Source organism: Afipia sp. GW822-FHT03D08 (assembly GCF_058801645.1).
In genome coordinates, this window is record NZ_JBXANK010000002.1 from 40959 (window position 1) to 60511 (window position 19553).

At 60.8% G+C, this 19553-nt stretch carries 18 protein-coding genes; 8 read left to right on the forward strand and 10 right to left on the reverse strand.

Annotation, left to right across the window (positions count from 1 at the left end):
* Positions 1-262 precede the first annotated feature (262 nt).
* Together AC1RM7_RS15295 and AC1RM7_RS15300 are read left to right on the forward strand one after the other, a co-directional pair.
* Positions 263-562, forward strand: a complete 300-nt coding sequence (locus tag AC1RM7_RS15295) for a hypothetical protein (RefSeq protein WP_024920965.1) — start codon at positions 263-265, stop codon at positions 560-562.
* A gap of 135 nt (positions 563-697) precedes the next feature.
* Positions 698-1828 (forward strand): DUF2865 domain-containing protein, encoded by a 1131-nt coding sequence (locus AC1RM7_RS15300; protein WP_024920966.1) that lies wholly within the window; start codon positions 698-700, stop codon positions 1826-1828.
* Between the two features lie 14 nt (positions 1829-1842).
* On the opposite strand, the gene AC1RM7_RS15305 is transcribed toward AC1RM7_RS15300, so the two are convergent.
* The 7 genes from AC1RM7_RS15305 to rpiA form a co-directional block, all read right to left on the reverse strand.
* Positions 1843-2838 (reverse strand): alpha/beta fold hydrolase, encoded by a 996-nt coding sequence (locus AC1RM7_RS15305; protein ID WP_051472523.1) that lies wholly within the window; start codon positions 2836-2838, stop codon positions 1843-1845.
* Positions 2839-3042: 204 nt separating this feature from the next.
* A complete protein-coding gene (locus AC1RM7_RS15310; protein ID WP_024920968.1) occupies positions 3043-4797 on the reverse strand; it encodes an NAD+ synthase in 1755 nt (584 codons plus the stop codon).
* 55 nt (positions 4798-4852) lie between these two features.
* Positions 4853-5206 carry a diacylglycerol kinase gene (locus tag AC1RM7_RS15315; RefSeq protein WP_024920969.1) on the reverse strand — a complete coding sequence of 118 codons (354 nt, stop codon included), beginning with the start codon at positions 5204-5206 and terminating at the stop codon, positions 4853-4855.
* A gap of 14 nt (positions 5207-5220) precedes the next feature.
* Positions 5221-6609 (reverse strand): class II 3-deoxy-7-phosphoheptulonate synthase, encoded by a 1389-nt coding sequence (locus AC1RM7_RS15320; RefSeq protein WP_006020020.1) that lies wholly within the window; start codon positions 6607-6609, stop codon positions 5221-5223.
* Positions 6610-6758: 149 nt separating this feature from the next.
* Positions 6759-8144, reverse strand: a complete 1386-nt coding sequence (gene gor / locus AC1RM7_RS15325; protein ID WP_024920970.1) for a glutathione-disulfide reductase — start codon at positions 8142-8144, stop codon at positions 6759-6761.
* A gap of 19 nt (positions 8145-8163) precedes the next feature.
* On the reverse strand, positions 8164-8670 hold the full coding sequence (locus AC1RM7_RS15330; RefSeq protein ID WP_006020018.1) for a DUF2059 domain-containing protein: 507 nt from the start codon (positions 8668-8670) through the stop codon (positions 8164-8166).
* A 27-nt stretch (positions 8671-8697) separates the two neighbouring features.
* A complete protein-coding gene (gene rpiA / locus AC1RM7_RS15335) occupies positions 8698-9396 on the reverse strand; it encodes a ribose-5-phosphate isomerase RpiA (RefSeq protein ID WP_024920971.1) in 699 nt (232 codons plus the stop codon).
* Positions 9397-9558: 162 nt separating this feature from the next.
* On the opposite strand from rpiA, the gene gph reads away from it, so the two are divergent.
* The 5 genes from gph (at position 9559) to AC1RM7_RS15360 (ending at position 14722) form a co-directional block, all read left to right on the forward strand.
* Complete coding sequence (gene gph, locus AC1RM7_RS15340) at positions 9559-10245, forward strand: phosphoglycolate phosphatase (RefSeq protein WP_024920972.1); 687 nt, start codon at positions 9559-9561, stop codon at positions 10243-10245.
* Positions 10246-10399: 154 nt separating this feature from the next.
* Complete coding sequence (locus AC1RM7_RS15345; RefSeq protein WP_006020015.1) at positions 10400-10849, forward strand: PEGA domain-containing protein; 450 nt, start codon at positions 10400-10402, stop codon at positions 10847-10849.
* 126 nt (positions 10850-10975) lie between these two features.
* On the forward strand, positions 10976-12007 hold the full coding sequence (gene moaA, locus AC1RM7_RS15350) for a GTP 3',8-cyclase MoaA (RefSeq protein WP_024920973.1): 1032 nt from the start codon (positions 10976-10978) through the stop codon (positions 12005-12007).
* A gap of 230 nt (positions 12008-12237) precedes the next feature.
* A complete protein-coding gene (locus tag AC1RM7_RS15355) occupies positions 12238-12834 on the forward strand; it encodes a TRAP transporter small permease subunit (protein WP_006020013.1) in 597 nt (198 codons plus the stop codon).
* Positions 12835-12874: 40 nt separating this feature from the next.
* Complete coding sequence (locus AC1RM7_RS15360; protein WP_006020012.1) at positions 12875-14722, forward strand: TRAP transporter large permease; 1848 nt, start codon at positions 12875-12877, stop codon at positions 14720-14722.
* 86 nt (positions 14723-14808) lie between these two features.
* Here the strand turns inward: AC1RM7_RS15360 and AC1RM7_RS15365 are convergent, their stop codons facing one another.
* From AC1RM7_RS15365 to AC1RM7_RS15375, 3 genes are all read right to left on the reverse strand, one after another.
* Complete coding sequence (locus tag AC1RM7_RS15365; protein ID WP_024920974.1) at positions 14809-15897, reverse strand: TRAP transporter substrate-binding protein; 1089 nt, start codon at positions 15895-15897, stop codon at positions 14809-14811.
* Positions 15898-16071: 174 nt separating this feature from the next.
* A complete protein-coding gene (locus AC1RM7_RS15370) occupies positions 16072-17160 on the reverse strand; it encodes a TRAP transporter substrate-binding protein (protein ID WP_006020010.1) in 1089 nt (362 codons plus the stop codon).
* Positions 17161-17320: 160 nt separating this feature from the next.
* Entirely contained in the window at positions 17321-18454 is a 1134-nt protein-coding gene (locus AC1RM7_RS15375) for an Mrp/NBP35 family ATP-binding protein (protein WP_024920975.1), read from the reverse strand.
* 119 nt (positions 18455-18573) lie between these two features.
* Between AC1RM7_RS15375 and AC1RM7_RS15380 the strand changes: the two genes are divergently transcribed.
* The gene (locus AC1RM7_RS15380) at positions 18574-19491 is read left to right on the forward strand and encodes an NAD(P)-dependent oxidoreductase (protein WP_081758524.1); all 918 of its coding nucleotides are present in this window, start codon (positions 18574-18576) and stop codon (positions 19489-19491) included.
* Positions 19492-19553: the final 62 nt, after the last annotated feature.

Sequence of the window (19553 nt, forward strand, 5' to 3'; positions counted from 1 at the left end):
CGTCCTCCCATGATCTCGTTTGAGAAAAGACGGCTCCAGCCAGCGAATCGCTAGCTAATAATCTCGCGGCAAATGCCGAAAATGGAGATCGAACCGTTCATGGGCCGCACAATGGTCCAGCCGGGGGGACCGCGTCAAGGTCACACCTTCAGGATTTCGGCGTCTCATACCCCCGTTGCCACGGAATTGCCGCCCTTAATCATTCTTAACCGTTCGGGCTTAAGAATGGAGGCGCCTGTGCTTCTCCCGAACCGGTGCCACCATGCGATTCCTGCTCACACTGACTGCCTGCGTATGCCTGCTTGCCGCGACCGAGACCCGCGCCGACAGCCGCGTTTTCATCGTTGCCAATCAGTCTGACGGCTACGGCGTCGATGAATGTCTTGCCAAGGGTGAAAAATGCGGGGCTCCGGCGGCGCGCGCCTATTGCCAGTCACGGGATTTTGCGCAGGCTACCGGTTACCGTCGCGTCGATCCAGATGAAGTGACCGGCGCTATTCCGGCTTCCACAGGCGGGGCCCGCAGCAGCGGTGAGTTCGTCGCCATCACCTGTCAGCGCTAATAGCCTCGGTTCCACGGGGCTTCTTTTTGTCACGATTCTCTGCCTTATCTGGCCCCTGAATCGACGTGACCTTGCCGCCGGAAGCTTGTATGTGAGCCCGTCGGCCGCGCCGCGGTCAGCCAGGATCGTGACAGCTTGCCGAATTCTACTTTCTCGCGATGGACTTTTGCTACCGCTGCGCTTGTGAGCGCGGCGCTGTTGACCCATGGCGCGATGGGACAACAGGGTTTTCCGCCCCCACCGGCGGCCCAGCCCGGAACCGCAAATCCGATCTGCCAGCGGCTGGTCGGGCAGTTATCGGCCATCGACGGCGGCGGTGGCGACAACGCCAAGGCGGATCAGATCCAGCGTTATGTGGAGGCGCAGAGCCGGCAGCAGGCCGAACTGGAGCGCGTGCAGGACCAGGCCAAGCGCCAGGGCTGCGACAGTTCGGGATTTTTCTCGCTGTTCAGCGGCCAGTCCGCGCAGTGCGGCCCGATCAACACGCGAATCCAGCAGATGCGGTCGAATCTCGATCAGATCACCGGCAATCTTGAGCGGTTGCGCGGCGGCGGCTTTGGCGGTTCGGAACGCGAGAACCAGCGTCGCTCAGTGTTGATGGCGCTCGCACAGAACAATTGCGGCCCGCAATACGCGGCACAACTTCGCAACAGCGGCGGTGGAAGCTTCCTCGACAATCTGTTCGGCGGCAATAATAACCCCGGCAGCGCGCCAATGGACAACGGTGCGGCATCCGGCACCTATCGCACGGTCTGCGCACGAAGCTGCGACGGGTTCTATTTCCCGATCTCGTTCGCCACTGTGCCCAGCCGTTTCGCCGACGACGAACGCACCTGCAAGGCCCTGTGCCCCGCCGCGGACGCGACGTTGTTCACCTATCGCAATCCCGGCGAAGACATGAATCAGGCGGTGTCGATCAGCGGCCAGCCCTATTCGCAGTCGCCGAACGCATTCAAGTATCGCCAGGCATTCGACAAGTCATGCAGTTGCAAAGCGGTCGGCCAGACCTGGTCCGACGCGCTGAAGAATATCGACGACAAGGCGGCTGCCGCCCAGCAAGGCGACATCATCGTCACGGATGAAAGCTCGAAGAAGATGTCACAGCCGCAAAAGGCGGCTCCAGCGTCGGCGCAGAAGAAATCAGGCACCGTCGCAACGCCCGCGAACGCACAACCGTTGCCAACCGGCGCGCCGACAGAAACGCCCCCTGCTTCAGGTGACAAGCCGATCCGCTCGGTAGGACCGACGTTTATTCCGGCGCGTTAGCGTTCAGACGCCCCTCACGTAAAGAGCTGCCGCGGGCTGCGATTGGCCTCGGCGAAGTCGACGAGCAGCTTGTTGACCTCTTCCGGCCGCTCCTGCTGAATCCAGTGTCCCGCACCGTCGATGATATGCTTGCCGGACAGGTTCGGCACGTTCTCGTGCATCGACTTGACCTCATCCGCCGCCATCAGCAGCACGCCATCAAGAGAGCCGGCGATGAAAATCGACGGCTGCCGCAACTTGGCCTTGTCGAGAAACGGTGTCAGCAGCCAGTTGCGATCGAAGTTGCGATAGAAATTAATCGGCCCGCGAAAGCTAGATTTTCTGAATTGCGCGGCAAAAAAATCGATATCGGCTTCGGTGAGCCATGCCGGCATCTTCTCAGGGATCGCCAGATTGTCGACCATGCGCGTGTTCTTGGGAAACGACGCAAACGTGAAGGACGCATCGCTTCGCCGGCAGTCGCCCGATGCTGAATAGAGAATGCCCAGCAGTGAACGGCGCACGTCTTCCTCCAGTTCACGCTCGACGCGCCCGGGCTGCTGGAAGTAATCCTGATAGAAATGCTTCTCGCGCGTCAGATTGAAGAACCTGACAAGCGGACGCACGGCCCGCCGCGGAAGAAACGGGACGCTCAGGTGCGCGACAGCGTGAAACATATCCGGGCGCAGCAGCGCGGTCGGCCCCGCGATGATCGAGCCCCAGTCATGACCGACCAGAATCGCCTTGTCTTCGCCGACGGCATGGACAAGCCCGACAAGATCGCTCGCGAGATGAAGAATGTCATACTCTTCGATAGAGGCTGGCGCTTCGGTATCGCCATAGCCGCGCAGATCAGGGACAATCACACGAAAACCGGCCGCGGCCAGCGCCGGAATCTGATGACGCCACGAATACCAGGATTCCGGCCATCCATGACACAGCAACACCAGCGGCCCCGTCCCCGCCTCCACGTAATGCATGCGGATGCCATTTGTGTAAGCGAACTTGTGTTGAACGGTATCGATCGTCATTTTCACCCCCCGGATAATCTCGGCAACGCCGAAGTATCCGGACGATTTAGATGACGAAAATCATATGAGTCCATTGCGGCGAAGCGCATAGCCGCAATCCGGATCGATCGGAATTCTGTTTTAAACTTAGCTGTGTGCGGAAATGACCGATCCATATGGGCAAATCAAATGCGCGGGATTTTTTCCGCGCGCACGCATGGCTGATCAGCCTTCGAACGCTTCCGCCGAATTTCGGCTGGAGCGCGTCACCAGCGAATGATCCGGCGCGGGCAGCGCCTTTCCGTTGTCGCGAAACTTGTTGATGATCGGGTAGCGGCGATCGCGACCGAAATTCTTGCGCGTCACCTTCACGCCGGGCGCGGCCTGACGGCGCTTGTATTCTGCGATGTTGAGCAGGCGCGCGATGCGGGTCACCGTGTCGATGTCGAAGCCTTCGGCCACGATCGATGCGACCGAGTCTTCGCGCTCCACCAGCCGCACAAGAATGGCGTCCAGCACATCGTACGGCGGCAGCGAGTCCTGATCGGTCTGGTTCTCGCGCAATTCGGCAGTCGGAGGACGCGTGATGATGTTGGGCGGAATGACTTCGCCGGACGGACCAAGCGCGCCCTCCGGCTTCCATGAGTTGCGCAAGGTCGAAAGCCGGAAAACCTCGGTCTTGTAGATGTCCTTGATCGGATTGTAGCCGCCGTTCATGTCGCCATAGAGCGTGGCATAGCCGACTGACATTTCCGACTTGTTGCCGGTGGTCACCACCATCGAGCCGAACTTGTTGGAAATAGCCATCAGCAGAACGCCGCGGGTGCGCGCCTGCAGGTTTTCCTCAGTGACGTCCCGCTCCCGGCCCGCAAAGACGGGCTTGAGAATGTCCTCGAAGCCGTGAACCGCAGCGGCAATCGGCAATACCTCGTACTGGATGCCGAGTTGCTTCGTCAGCTTCGCCGCATCATCGAGTGATTCCTGCGCGGTGAAACGGAACGGCAGCATCACGCCGCGTACCTTGTCCGCGCCAAGCGCATCGACCGCGATGGCCGCGCACAGCGCTGAATCGATACCACCTGAGATGCCGAGCAGCACGCCGGGAAAACCGGCCTTCCCCACATAATCGCGCAGGCCGAGCACACAGGCAGCATAGTCGCCCTTGTCGCCGTCGAGCACCGGTGTCACCGGCCCGTTGCAGGTCCAGCCGCCGTCGCCCTTGGTCCATCGGACGGTCGTGATGTTTTCAACGAACCCCGGCAACTGGAACGCCAGCGAGCGGTCGGCATTCAACGCGAACGACGAACCGTCAAACACCAGTTCATCCTGTCCGCCGACCTGATTGAGATAAACCAGCGGCAATCCGCTTTCGGCCACACGTGCGACCGATACCGACAGGCGCATGTCGTTCTTTTCGCGCGTATAGGGCGATCCGTTCGGCACGATCAGGATTTCCGCGCCGGTCTCTGCGAGGCATTCGACAACGTTCTCGTAATCTTCGGACTCTTCCATCCATGTGTCTTCGCAGATGGGAACGCCGACCCGCACGCCGCGGATGGTCACCGGCCCCGCCGCCGGCCCGCGCGCGAACACGCGCTTTTCGTCGAATACCCCATAGTTCGGAAGATTGGCCTTGAAGCGCAGCGCCGCGATCCGCCCCGCGTCGAGCAACGCGCAGGCGTTGTAGAGCTTGCCGTCCTCGACCCAGGGCGTGCCGATCAGCACAGCCGGACCGCCGTCGGACGTTTCGCGCGCCAGCATTTCGATCTCGGCGCGGCATGCGGCCTGGAATGCCGGTTTCAGCACCAGATCTTCCGGCGGATAGCCTGCGATGAACAGCTCGGGCAGGACCAGCAGATCAGCGCCGTCGGACACCGCCTGTTTCCGGGCAGCACGGGCCTTCGCGGCATTGCCGGTGACGTCACCAACGATGGGATTGAGCTGTGCGAGCGTGATCGTGAGCTGGGTGGCTTTGGTCATGACCGCATTTAGCCCGCTCCGCGAGAAGTCCGCAATTGCTCAATATGAGCATAAATCAGATGAGACCTATGCGCTCCGCGATGGCGAACAGCCAGACCCCTCCGGCGATCACCAACGTGACGCCGACGGCCGCCGACCCCATGTCCTTGACCCGGCCGATCTGCTTGTCGTGGTCGGTCGTCAGGCGATCGGCCAGTTTCTCGATGGCCGTGTTCAACAATTCGACCACCATCAGCAGCAGCACGATACAGATCAACTGGATCTTGCGTTCCGGCGACACGCCGATCAGGAAAGCCAGCGGCACGGCGATAACAAGTGCGACGACCTCTTCACGGAAAGCCTGCTCGGAACGGAAGGCAAACGCCAGTCCGTTCCGGCTGTTGATCGTGGCGCTCCACATCCGCGACAGCACCTTACGGAGCATTAGAAGCCCGCGACGGCCGGCATTGGCTTCGCTTTGCCGGAGCGATCCTGCTTGAGCAGTTCGGCAATCAGGAACGCCATGTCGATGGACTGCTCGGCATTCAGGCGCGGATCGCAGACCGTGTGATAGCGGTCATTGAGATCCTCGTCGGTGATCGCGCGCGCGCCGCCGATGCATTCGGTGACGTCCTGTCCGGTCATTTCCAAATGGACGCCGCCCGCATGGGTGCCTTCGGCTGCATGGATGGTGAAGAACGACTTCACCTCCGACAGCACGCGGTCGAACGGCCGGGTCTTGTAGCCGGACGTCGAGGTGATGGTGTTGCCGTGCATCGGATCGCACGACCAGACCACCGAACGCCCCTCCCGCTGCACGGCGCGGATCAACTGCGGCAGATGCGCGTCCACCTTGTCCGAGCCGAACCGATTGATCAGCGTCAACCGGCCGGGCTCGTTGTCCGGATTGAGGACATCGATCAGCTTGAGCAGTTCATCCGGCTTCAGCGACGGGCCACACTTCAGACCGATCGGATTCTTGATGCCGCGGAAGTATTCGATGTGGCCATGATCGAGCTGACGGGTGCGGTCGCCGATCCAGATCATGTGGCCCGTGGTCGCGTACCAGTCGCCGGTCGTGGAATCCACGCGCGTGAAGGCCTGCTCATAGCCGAGCAAGAGTGCCTCGTGGCTGGTGTAGAAATCGGTCGAACGTAGTTCCGGATGACTCTCCAGATCGAGACCGCAGGCGCGCATAAAGTTGAGCGCCTCGGAAATCCGGTCGGCCAGTTCCTTGTAACGGCGCGACTGCGGCGAATCCTTCAGGAAGCCGAGCATCCACTGATGCACGCTGCCAAGATTGGCGAAGCCACCGGTCGCGAAGGCGCGCAGCAGATTCAGCGTCGCCGCCGACTGGCGGTACGCCATCAACTGGCGCTGCGGATCGGGCGTGCGCGCTTCCTTCGTGAACGCGTTGTCGTTCACGATGTCGCCGCGATAGCTCGGCAGTTCGACATCACCCTGCTTTTCCGTCGGCGACGAGCGCGGCTTGGCGAACTGGCCGGCGATGCGGCCAACCTTCACCACTGGCAGCGCGCCGGCATAGGTCAGCACCACCGCCATCTGCAGCAGCACGCGGAAGAAATCGCGGATGTTGTTCGCGCCATGTTCGGCGAAGCTCTCGGCGCAGTCTCCGCCCTGAAGCAGGAAGGCCTCACCGGCAGCTACGCGGGCCAGCGACTTCTTCAGGTTGCGCGCTTCACCTGCAAAAACCAGCGGCGGAAACGTAGCAAGCTGCGCCTCGACATCGGCCAATGCCTTCGCATCGGGATAGTCTGGCACTTGCATGACTGGCTTCTTGCGCCAGCTGTCGGGCGTCCACCGCTCGGACATGACTGAAACTCCTCAGGAAACGGCAATCTTGTGATGCGCCGGGTTATACACAGGTGGGTACGGTCTTGCCAGATGCAAATCGGCATGAAGTCTCAAGGACTTGCCCGGGCTGAAAGCCCGCTTCCGCTCACTGTGGCGCAAGGAGATGGCTATTCCGCCGCCTGACGGACGTGCCGGGCGCTGGGCGTGCGCAGGGTCACGAGTTCTTCGGCGGCCGTCGGATGGACCGCCATTGTCGCGTCGAAATCGGCCTTGGTCGCCTTCATCTTGACGGCGATACCGACCACCTGGATCAGTTCGCCCGCCTCCGGCCCGACAATATGGCAGCCGAGAATCCGGTCCGTCGCGGCGTCGACGATCAGCTTCATCATGATCCGGGATTCGCTTCCCGACAGTGTCGATTTCAGCGAGCGGAAGTCGGTCTTGTAGATGTCGACGTGGGTGAACTGCGCCCGCGCCTCGGCCTCGTTCAGTCCGACCGTGCCAACCTCGGGCTGAGTGAAAACCGCCGTCGGAATGTCAGCATGATCGACACGCGTCGGCCGCTTGCCGAATACTGTATCGGCGAAGGCATGTCCTTCGCGGATCGCAACGGGCGTCAGATTGAGACGATGCGTGACGTCGCCAACGGCGTAGATATGCGGCACGTTGGTCTGCGAAAAACCATCCACGGCAATGCCGCCGTTGATGGGATTCAGCTCGACACCGGCCTTCTCAAGTCCGAGACCTTTGACATTCGGATGCCGGCCGACCGCAAACATCACCTGGTCGGATGCAATGCTTGAACCGCTCGACAGATGCGTAGTGAAGGCGTCGCCATGCTTTTCGACCCTGGTGACGATGCAGCCGGTGATCACGTTGATACCCGACTTCTCCATCTCCTTGCGAACGTGCGCCCGCACATCATCGTCGAAGCCGCGCAGGATATTTTCGCCGCGATAGATGACGGTCACGTCAGAACCAAGTCCGGCGAAGATGCCGGCGAACTCCAGCGCAATATAACCGCCGCCCTGAATCACGATGCGTTTCGGTAATTTCGGGAGGTGGAATACCTCATTGGACGAGATCACATGCTCGATGCCCGGAATGGCTTCGCCGTGGTTTGGCGCGCCGCCGGTGGCGATCAGCACATACTTTGCGTTGACGGTTTCGCCGGTGGAAAGCCGCAGCCTGTGCGCATCCTCGAACGTCGCGCGCGCCTTCACGATTTTAGCGCCGGCTTTCTCGACGTTGAACGTGTACGCCGCTTCGAGCCGGGCGATTTCCTTGTCCTTGTTGGCGATCAAGGTCGGCCAGTCAAACGTCGCGGGTGGAATGGTCCAGCCGAAACCCGCAGCGTCCTCGAGTTCATGCCGGACATGGGACGCATAAACCATCAGCTTCTTCGGGACGCACCCGCGGATCACGCAGGTGCCGCCCATCCGGTATTCTTCGGCGACCAGGACGCTTGCACCATAACCGGCGGCGATCCGGGCAGCACGTACGCCGCCGGAACCACCGCCGATTACGAACAGATCAACGTCCAAGTCCGCCATCTGAAATTTCCGATCGTGCCTAGATTTCCTTGCCGCGCTTCTTCATTTCAGCACGAAACTTGCCGTTGATTTCTTCGCCGAACTTCTGCGCCCATTGATCCATATATTGACGCGCGGCGTTGAATGCCACGGGCTCCTGCGCGATCACCTTGACGCCAAGCGGCGACTTGTAGAACGCGGCGAGCTCCTTCAGTTCCTGCTCGGTGAAGGCCGTGGCGTAAATCCGCGCCATTTCCTCGCCGATCTCCTTTTCGCGGCCGGCGAGATCCTTCGCGACCTGAACGGCAACCTCGTTGAGGTCCTTCTGGTAGTTCAGGTTGGCCTGCAGCAGCACGTCCTTGGTCCGCTGCACGAGACCGGGAACGGCGCCCTGATAGATCGCGCTGACATTCTTGGACGCCAAGATTTCCTTGGCATAGCCGATGGCCGCGGGGGTCGGCGGCTTCGGAGCCTGCGCCACCGCGCTGCCCAGCATCAGGCCCAGCACTGCGCCTGCCGCGAGCAGAACGTTCGAAAACTTTCTCATATCAATTCTCCTCAATTGCGCACCACACTAGCGCCGTTCAACAACGCGAATACCCTGAGGGCCTGCGAGCACAGCCGTCCGCGCAAGACCGATAAACAAGCCGTGCTCCACCACGCCAGGGATCGAATTCAATGCTGCCGCCAGTCTGGGGGAATCCGGTATCCGCCCAAGGTGGGCATCGATAATCCAGTGGCCGCCATCGGTGACGAAAGCATGGCCATCCTTGGCCTTGCGGACACCCATTTGCCCGGAAACGCCATTTTCAGCAAAGACCGCCTCGATGGCCCGGCGGGTCGCGCCGAGGCCAAACGGGATGACTTCGATCGGAAGCGGGAAGCGGCCGAGGGTCGGGACCCATTTCGATTCATCCGCGATCACAATCATTCGGTCGGATGCCGCCGCGACGATCTTCTCGCGCAGCAAGGCCCCGCCGCCGCCCTTGATAAGCTCGAGATTGGGGTCGATTTCGTCGGCGCCGTCCACGGTAAGGTCGAGCCGATCGACCTCGTCCAGTGTTGTCAGCAGGACACCGCAGCGCTCGGCGTCAGCACGCGTCGCTTCCGATGTTGGAACGCCGACGACCTTGAGACCTGCCTTCACGCGTTCGCCTAGCAGCTCGACGAAGTGTTTGGCCGTTGAGCCCGTGCCGAGCCCAAGCTTCATGCCGTCCCGCACCTGCTCGACCGCGCGCGCCGCCGCCTGCCTCTTTAGATCGTCCATCGACATCGTATCCTCGACGTTCCGTTCCCGTGGAACGCGAGGCATATAGCGCGGTTTCCGCGGCGGTGGATACGGCCTTGGGGCTGAAAAACGGCCAAAAAAGCCGGACATAAGTCCAATCCTGCCGCAGCCCTTGCATGATCCGGCTTCGCCCGCTAGCGATCCGCCATGACCTCCTCCCCCCTAATTGTCTTCGATCTCGACGGCACTCTCGTCGATACAGCTCCCGATCTCGTCGGCGCGCTGAACTTCGTCCTCCAGCGCGAAGGGCTGCCACTCGTGCCGGTTGCATCCGCTCGCACCATGATCGGCGCCGGTGCGCGGAAGCTGATCGAGCGCGGGCTCGAACTCGAGGGCCGCGCCATGAGCGTGGCGGACATCGACCGGCTGACCGTCGACTTCATTGCCTATTACAAGGAGCACATCGCGGACGCTTCCAAGCCGTTCGAGGGCCTCTACGCCGCCCTCGACGAACTGGAGGGACGCGGTTTCAGGTTCGCCGTCTGCACCAACAAGCTCGAGGGGCTTTCAAAGCTTCTGCTCGCGGAACTGGACATGACAAAGCGCTTTGCGGCGATTTGCGGCGCCGACACATTCGGTGTGGCAAAGCCCGACCCGACCATCCTGCGCCAGACCATCGCCCGGGCCGGCGGAGACGTCTCCAGGTCGATCATGGTTGGCGATTCCGGCCCGGATGTCGGGGTTGCGCGCCGGGCCGGTATTCCGGTAATTGGGGTCACGTTTGGGTACACAGAAATCCCCATCGCGGAACTTAAACCCGACCTTGTCATCGGTCATATGCGGGAACTGCCGGGGGCCGTGAAAAATCTGGCGGCTTCTTTTGCAAGCCGATGAAAGGTATACGGTTTTGCCTGTTCACACAGATTCGGAACCGGCGTTAACCTTTGCGTAAGGAATGTACCGCGCCCGGTTGCGCGGACAGAATGACACTTCTAAGGTCCCGCGCGGGGACTATGCGGCTATCACCGCATCACATGACGGATGCACCATGCGTATCATTGTTGTCGTCGCGGCGGGCCTTGGCCTGGCGGGCTGCTCATCGTTCTCCATGCCTGACATGTTCAAATCGACGCCGCCGAGCGCGACGATTCAGCTTGAATCGCTGCCGGCGGGCGCCGAGGCGCGTGCGTCGAGCGGCGAGACCTGTAAAACCCCCTGCTCGCTTTCGGTGGTGGCCGCCGAGAATTTTTCCGTGACATTCTCGCTGCCGAAGTACCAGCCTGAAACCGTGCCCGTTCAGCTCCTCAGAGATCCCAGCGGTCCTGGCGTGACGGTCGACCCGAATCCGGTCTATGCGGAGCTGCAACCGGCGCTTCCCGGCAAGAAAGGCGCGCGCGGTGCACCCAAAGCCGCTCCAAAAGCCAAAAAGCCACGCTCTGCGCCGGCCGCAGCCGCGCCCGCAGAGGAGTCGCCGTTTCCGCCGCCGCCGGCCCGCTGACCCCGTTCCATTAGTGCTGTCTGCATAGCTGGATTCGTTTGTAAGCGCGCTTCATCGTGCCTAGATTGTGCTTGGGATACCACGGCGGGCGCGGCCCGCCGGGTAAAGCAATATGCATGGCGCTGAATGAGCGAACCTTTTCCAAGTTCCCTGGCCACGACATCTGCGATGACCGACCCCTTCGGGCGGTCGATCAGCTACTTGCGCGTCTCGGTGACAGACCGCTGCGACCTGCGCTGCTTCTATTGTATGTCCGAAGACATGACGTTTCTGCCGAAATCCGACCTGCTTACGCTTGAGGAATTGGACCGGCTGTGCTCGGCGTTTATCGCCAAGGGCGTCCGCAAGCTGCGCCTGACCGGCGGCGAACCTCTGGTTCGGCGCAATGTGATGTCGCTCGTACATTCCCTCTCGCGCCATCTCGACAGCGGCGCGCTGAATGAATTGACACTAACGACCAACGGTTCGCTGCTCGAGAAATTTGCTGCCGAGCTCAAGGACAACGGGGTACGTCGTATCAACGTCTCGCTTGATACCCTCGACGCCGCGAAATTCCGGGCCATTACGCGATGGGGCGACCTCGACAAGGTGCTGCGCGGCATCGAGGCTGCGCGCTCCGCGGGCCTCAAGGTCAAGATCAACGCCGTGGCGCTCAAGAACTTGAACGAGGACGAGATTCCCTCGCTGATGGAGTGGGCGCACGGCAAGGACATGGACCTCACCCTGATCGAGGTCATGCCAATGGGCGATATCGGCGAGGGCCGGATCGACCAGTACCTGCCGCTGTCACTGCTCCGTGCCCGCCTCGCCGCCCGCTATACCCTGACCGACCTGCCGGACGACACCGGCGGACCGGCGCGCTACGTCCGCGTCTCCGAGACCGGCGGCAGGCTCGGCTTCATCACGCCGATGACCCATAACTTCTGCGAATCCTGCAACCGCGTCCGGGTCACCTGCACCGGGACACTCCACACCTGCCTCGGCCACGAGGACGCCTCCGACCTGCGCAAGCCTCTGCGGGCATCCAGCGACGACGCCCTCCTCGCAGCCACCATCGACCGGGCGATCGGGCTCAAGCCGAAGGGCCACGATTTCATTATCGACCGCCGCCACAACCGGCCAAGCGTCAGCAGGCACATGAGTGTGACCGGCGGCTAAGGCGGTTTCGAATATTTCCCTGCTCGTGAGTTTGCTTGGCACAAATTTCCCACACCTCATCGCGCCTGCAGATTCTGCCTTGGAATGAACAAACTTCCAATTGACGGCGGCATGACACGCTGATTTGGTCGGGCAGCTTTATGCGCCTCCGGCTGGAAAAGCCGGCATGCCGTCACCTTCCGGTCGCGGCAGAGCCAAGCGACGCAGGGGCGCATTCGGGAGGATGGGTTTTGCAATCGCTTCTCAAATTGAGCCGCGCGATCGACGCGTTTACGACGTTTGTCGGTCGCTGGGTGTCATGGCTGATCGTGATCGCCGTCATCATTTCGGCGACCAACGCTGTTATCCGGAAAGTGTTCGACGTTTCGTCGAATGCCTACCTCGAATTGCAGTGGGTCCTGTTCAGCGCCGTGTTCCTGCTCTGCGCGCCATGGACGCTGCTCAACGGCGAGCACATCAAGATCGACATCATCAATCATGGCCTGCCTCTCAAGGTCCGAAGCTGGATTGACATGATCGGGCACGTCTTCTTCCTCGTGCCATTTTGCATCGTCCTGATCTGGACCTCGGTGCCGTTCTTCATCGTTTCCTTTAATCAGAACGAGCAATCGTTCAGCGCAGGCGGCCTTCCGCAATGGCCTGCGAAGTCGCTGATCATGATCGGGCTCGCACTGCTGCTCGTTCAGGCCGTCTCGGAAATCATCAAGCGCGCCGCCGTGATGCAGGGTCTGCTGCCCGATCCGAACGCGCATGCATTGAGCGCGCATGAGATCGCCGAACTTGAAGCCCTGAAGCTGGCTCAGGCCATTACACCCGAAAAACCATGACCGGCGTCGCCGTCACAGCGCAGAACGAGAGAGATTTCTAATGGCGGCGATGTTCATCCACTATATGGCGCCGATCATGTTCGCGTCGCTCGTGATGTTCCTGCTACTGGGATATCCGGTCGCGTTCTCTCTCGCCGCCAACGGGCTGCTGTTCGCCTTTATCGGCATCGAACTCGGACTGTTCCGTCCGGACTTCCTGCAGGCTCTTCCGGAACGCGTCTACGGCGTCATGAACAACGAGACGCTGCTGGCGATTCCCTTCTTTACGTTTATGGGGCTTATCCTCGAACGATCGGGCATGGCCGAGGATCTGCTTGAAACCATCGGGCAATTGTTCGGCAGCATCCGGGGCGGCATCGCCTACGCCGTGATTTTCGTAGGCGCGTTGCTGGCCGCGACAACCGGCGTCGTCGCGGCTTCTGTGATCTCGATGGGTCTGATCTCATTGCCGATCATGCTGCGCTACGGTTACGACCGCCGTGTCGCGACCGGCGTTATCGCCGCCTCCGGCACGCTGGCGCAGATCATTCCTCCGTCGCTGGTGCTGATCGTGATGGCCGACCAGCTCGGCCGATCCGTCGGCGATATGTACGAAGGTGCGTTCATTCCCGGTATCGTGCTGTCGATCCTGTATGCCGTGTACATCTTCCTTGTTGCGACGTTCTTCCCGCAAGCCACACCTGGCTTGCCGCTGGAAGCACAGACGCTGCGTGAGGTTGAAACCGCCAAGCACCCAGTCATCCTCCCGCTGGCAGCAATCTCGGCCGCCGCAACGGCATACTTCTTCGTGGTCAAGCTTGGCCTGTTCGACTGGACCTCGCCCGTCTTCAACAAGATTTCGGAGAACCCGCTCATACTTCACGGCTTCTGGTTCATTGTTGTGACCGGCCTGTTCTTCAAACCCTTCATCGGCATCATACGCACGATGACTTTGTCACTCTTCGTTGTGTTGATCGGCGCAACCGCAATTGCGCTCGAAATTATGCAATTCACCGAGGTGAAAGCCGGCGCAGACTACGTTGTTCTCACGATGTCGATCGTGGTGGCGATGTCATTCGTGCTCGCGGTGATCAACCGCATCTCGGGCCTGAAGCTGCTGTCGAAGCTCGCCGAGCAGGTCGTGTTCGTGATGGTGCCACCGCTCGGCCTGATCTTCCTGGTGCTTGGCACGATCTTCATCGGCGTCGCGACTCCGACTGAAGGCGGTGCGATGGGTGCTGGCGGCGCGATGATCCTCGCGATCATGAAACGGCGGCTGAGCTTCGACCTGACGCGACAGGCTGCAGAATCCACCGCCAAGCTCTCCGCTTTCGTGATCTTCATCCTGGTTGGAGCGCGCGTTTTCTCCCTCACCTTCTACGGTGTCGATGGCCACCGGTGGGTCGAGGAACTGCTGGTCTCACTCCCCGGCGGCCAGACGGGCTTCCTGATCTTCGTCAACGCCTTTGTGTTCGTGCTGGCATTCTTCCTCGACTTCTTCGAGCTGGCGTTCATTGTCATCCCCCTGCTCGGCCCCGCCGCCGAAAAGCTCGGCATCGATCTGATCTGGTTCGGCGTGATCCTCGGCGTCAATATGCAAACCTCATTCATGCATCCGCCGTTCGGCTTTGCCCTGTTCTATCTTCGCTCTGTGGCCCCGAAAGAAGCCTATACGGATCGCGTCAGCGGCAAGCGGATGGAGCCTGTGACCACCGGGCAGATCTACTGGGGCTCGGTGCCGTTCGTGATCATCCAGGTGATCATGGTCGGTCTCGTCATCGCCTTCCCGGCCATGGTGATGCACTACAAGGGCGCACTATCGACCGTCGATCCCAACAAGGTCGATATCCAGATTCAGCAACAGGAAATGCCTGCGCTCGATTTCGGTCCACCGGCTGGCAGCAAGTAAGTTCGCAAACCTGCATGCTTCAACTAAAATCCCGACCTTCTTGCGAAGATCGGGATTTTCTCTTGATGGGCAGTTGATCGCGAGGATCAGGTTCGTGTGCGCGACCTGACCTGGAAACTGTCGAAGCCGTATTCTGCAACCTGCCACCAAGTGTACTGGTCGTTGCGGTAAGCCGCCATCGCTTCATAGATCTTCTTGAAGTTGGGATTGTTCGCCGACGTTTCCGCATAGACCTCATTGGCGGCCTTCAGCGAGGCATCCATGATCGATGCAGAGAACGGACGCAATTGCGTTCCACCGGCCACCAGCCGCTTCAGCGCGGGCGGATTGTAGGCATCGTAGCGTGCCTGCATCGTTTCGTTGGCAAGCGTCGATGCCGTCTTGATGATGGACTTGTAGCTCGCTGGCAGCGATTCCCATTTGGCGAGATTGACGAGATTGTGCAGCGTCGGTCCGCCTTCCCACCAGCCGGGATAGTAGTAGTACTTCGCGACCTTCTGGAAACCGAGCTTCTCGTCATCGTAAGGCCCGACCCACTCGGCTGCGTCGATGGTGCCTTTCTCAAGCGACGGATAAATGTCGCCGCCCGCCACCTGCTGCGGCACCACGCCGAGCTTGGTGAGCACACGGCCGGCAAAGCCGCCGATCCGCATTTTCAAGCCGCTCATATCGGACGGGTCTTTCAACTCCTTGCGAAACCAGCCACCCATCTGGCAGCCGGTATTCCCAGCCGCGAAGCCGATGACGTTGTGGCCTTTCAGGAATTCGTTGAACAGTTCGCCGCCACCGCCGACCTGTAGCCAGGAGGTCTGCATGCGGCTGTTGAGGCCGAAGGGAACGGCGGTGCCGAGCGCGAAGGTGGGATCCTTTCCGACATAGTAGTAAGTGGCCGTGTGGGCCATCTCCACGGTGCCGTTGGAGGCAGCATCTAGCGCCTGCAAGCCCGGAACGACTTCGCCCGCGGCAAAGACCTGAATCTGGAACTTGTTGTCGGTGGCTTCGGCAACAGCCTTCGAAAACACCTCGGCCGCACCGTAAATGGTGTCGAGAGATTTCGGAAAACTGGACGTCAGGCGCCATTTGATTTCAGGCGACGACTGGGCAATGGCGGGTGATGCGATCGCGGCACCGGCTGCGCCGATACCAGCGACCTTGATAAACTCACGACGTTTCATGATGACTCCCTGAATGTGATTTTGTGTGTTTTGTGCCCTTCTTTTCGAGGCTTGGAACCGGAGCATGGAGCAACCCGATACCAATATCCATGCTGATTTCTTCCACTGCACCGCAAAATAAAAGCCCGGCCTCTTTCGAGGCCGGGCTGGTTCAGACTGCTTCGGTGAACGAAATCAGCCGCGGGTGCGCGAGCGGATCATGAAGCTGTCGTTGGTGTATTCGGCGACCTGCCACCACAGATACTGGTCCGAACGGTAGGCCTGCATCGCATCGATCGCCTTCTTGAAGTCGGCGTTCTTGGCGGAGATTTCAGCCCAGAGCTCGTTGGTCGCCTTCAGGCACGCGTCGAGCACCTCATTGGTGAACGGACGCAGTTGCGTGCCGCTGGCCACAAGACGCTTCAGCGCGCCCGGATTCTGCATGTCGTAACGTGCAGGCATCCAGCCATTGGTGTGTGCCGCCGCGTTGGTCAGGATCGCCTGATAGTTCTTCGGCAGCGCGTTGAACTTCTCGAGGTTGGTGAACGCGTGAACCGTCGGTCCGCCTTCCCAGAAGCCTGGATAGTAGTAGAACTTCGCAACCTTGTTGAAGCCGAGCTTTTCGTCGTCGTACGGGCCGACCCACTCGGCTGCGTCGATGGTGCCTTTTTCCAGCGACGGATAGATGTCGCCGCCAGCAAGCTGCTGCGGGACGACGCCGACCTTCGCCAGCACCTGACCGGCAATGCCGCCGATGCGCATCTTCAAGCCCTGAAGATCGGCGACGGTCTTGATCTCCTTGCGGAACCAGCCGCCCATCTGCGTGCCGGTGTTGCCGCAAGGCAGACCCATAACGCCGAACTTCTTGTAGAACTCGTTGGCAAGCTCGTTGCCGCCGCCCTGATCGAGCCACGAATTCTGCATGCGCGTGTTGAGACCGAACGGCACCGACGCGAAGATCGCGAACGTCGGATCCTTGCCGACATAGTAGTAGGAAACCGTGTGGCACATTTCGACCGTGCCATTCGAAGTCGCATCAAGCGCCTGCAAGCCGGGAACGACTTCGCCGGCGGCGAATACCTGAATCTGGAACTTGTTGTCGGTCATTTCGGCGACGTACTTCGAGAGCTGCTCGGCGCCGCCGTAGATGGTGTCGAGCGACTTCGGGAAGCTGGACGTCAAACGCCACTTAACTTCCGGGGACGACTGGGCGATGGCTGGCGAAGCGACCGCAGTGGCGGCCGCTCCGGCAGCAGTTACTTTCAAAAAATCACGACGCTTCATTAGGCATCTCCTTTTGGGGGTGTTTCTTTTTGAAATCCCTCTGGAACGGTCTCTAGCACGGAAGTCGATTTGCGGAAAACGCGGGAACGCCGCATCCGGAGCGGATTAAACGAAAGTCGAATAAGGCCTCAAATCAGGTAAAAAGTGGCATTCCAGGGCGTCAGGTGGAGACCGCCGCGCCCACCAGTTGCCTTTTGATCTCGGTGCCGATGGCCCGATAGATCGCCGCATGGGCACCGCCCGGCTCACTGTCCACCACTGGTGTGCCGGCATCCGACGACGTCCGGATGGTCATGTGCAGAGGGATTTCACCAAGGAACGGTACCTTGAGCCGCTCCGCCTCGTGCCGCGCGCCGCCATGCCCGAAAATATCGGAGCGCGTACCGCATTCAGGGCATTGGAAGTAGCTCATGTTCTCGACAATGCCGAGCGTCGGGACGTTCACCTTGTCGAACATCGCGATCCCCCTGCGCGCATCGATCAGGGCGAGATCCTGCGGCGTCGAAACGATGACAACGCCCCGCAGCGGCACCTGCTGGGCAAGCGTCAACTGCGCGTCCCCCGTTCCGGGCGGCATGTCCACCACCAGCACATCGAGTTCACCCCAGGCGACGTCCCACAGCATCTGCCGGATCGCGGACATGACCATGGGCCCGCGCCAGACCATCGCGGTCTCTTCCTCGACGAGGAAGCCGATCGACATCAGCGGCAGCCCGAAGCGGACAATCGGGATCATTTTCTTGGCGTCGTTCAGCGCTGGCTTTTCGCGAACGCCGGTCAGGCGCGGTACCGATGGGCCGTAGATATCGGCATCGAGCAGTCCCACCCGCAGACCGAGATCGCGCAGCGCGAGGGCAAGATTGAGCGCCGTGGTCGATTTACCGACGCCGCCCTTGCCGGACGCTACCGCGATAACGGAGCCAATACCGGGAATGGCGGCCTGCTTGCTCATCGGAGAATCCGCTGGCGCGCCCTGCGGTCGATGCTGAGCAACGGGCTTTACCCCGTGCGAATGCTGGTGCGGCGCCGGGGCTGCGGCAGGGCCGGGTTTCCGCTCGGCGGTTAAAGCGACCATCACTGTCGTGACGCCGGGAATCGCCCGAACCGCGGTCTCGGCCTTGGCGCGAACGTCTTCCCATGCCCGCGCCTCGTTGGCGTCGACATTGATCGAAAAGAAAACCTTGCCGTCCGAGGCCATAATTTCGGAAAGCACCTTGGCATCGGCAAGCGGCACGCCACGCGGCGATGCTACGGCGCGAAGCGCTGCAAGAACCTGGGTTTTATCGACTGCCACAACATATCTCCCGGCATTACCCCCGGGGGCCGCCGCTTGTGGCCTTCATACGCGCGTCACCTGTGCCGTCAACGGCCTTGCAAGGCCGTCCATCATTCGCATAGCTGTCGGCATCCCACATGCCGGGAAATCCGGCCAAAACACACCAGCAATTCAAAGAGCAAGATATGGCAAAAGTCGCATTTCTCGGCCTCGGCGTCATGGGATTCCCCATGGCGGGACACCTCGCCGCCAAGGGCGGCCATGAGGTGACCGTGTACAATCGCACCGCTGCCAAGTCGAAGGCATGGGCCGAGAAATTCGGTGGCCGCGCCGCCGCGACACCGAAGGCGGCCGCCGAAGGTCAGGATTTCGTGATGGCCTGCGTCGGCAACGACGACGACCTCCGTGCCGTGACCATCGGCGCCGACGGAGCATTTTCGGGCATGAAGCCCGGTGCCGTTTTTGTCGATCACACCACGGCATCAGCCGAGGTCGCCCGGCAACTTGATGCCGAGGCCACCAAGCGCGGATTCCAGTTCATTGACGCGCCAGTTTCCGGTGGCCAGGCCGGCGCGGAAAACGGCGTGCTGACGGTCATGTGCGGCGGCGCAGAAGCCGCCTACAAGCAGGCAGAGCCTGTCATCGCCTCGTATGCCCGGATGTGCAAATTGCTCGGCCCTGCCGGCTCCGGTCAGCTTACCAAGATGGTCAACCAGATCTGCATCGCGGGTCTCGTCGAGGGATTGTCGGAGGGAATTCATTTCGCCAAGAAAGCCGGGCTCGACGTTGGGGCGGTGATCGACGCCATCTCGAAGGGAGCAGCACAATCCTGGCAGATGGAAAACCGCTACAAGACCATGAACGAAGGCAAATTCGATTTCGGCTTCGCCGTCGAATGGATGCGCAAGGACCTTTCGATCTGTCTCGCGGAAGCTCGCCGCAACGGTGCAAGCCTGCCGGTCACCGCGCTGGTCGATAATTTCTACGCTGAAGTCGAGAAAATGGGCGGCAAGCGCTGGGATACGTCGAGCCTGCTGGCACGGCTGCAGCGCTAAAAGTCCTCCGCCTGGTATGACACATAAGGCGGCGCGGTATCCCGTGCCGCCTTTCTTCTATT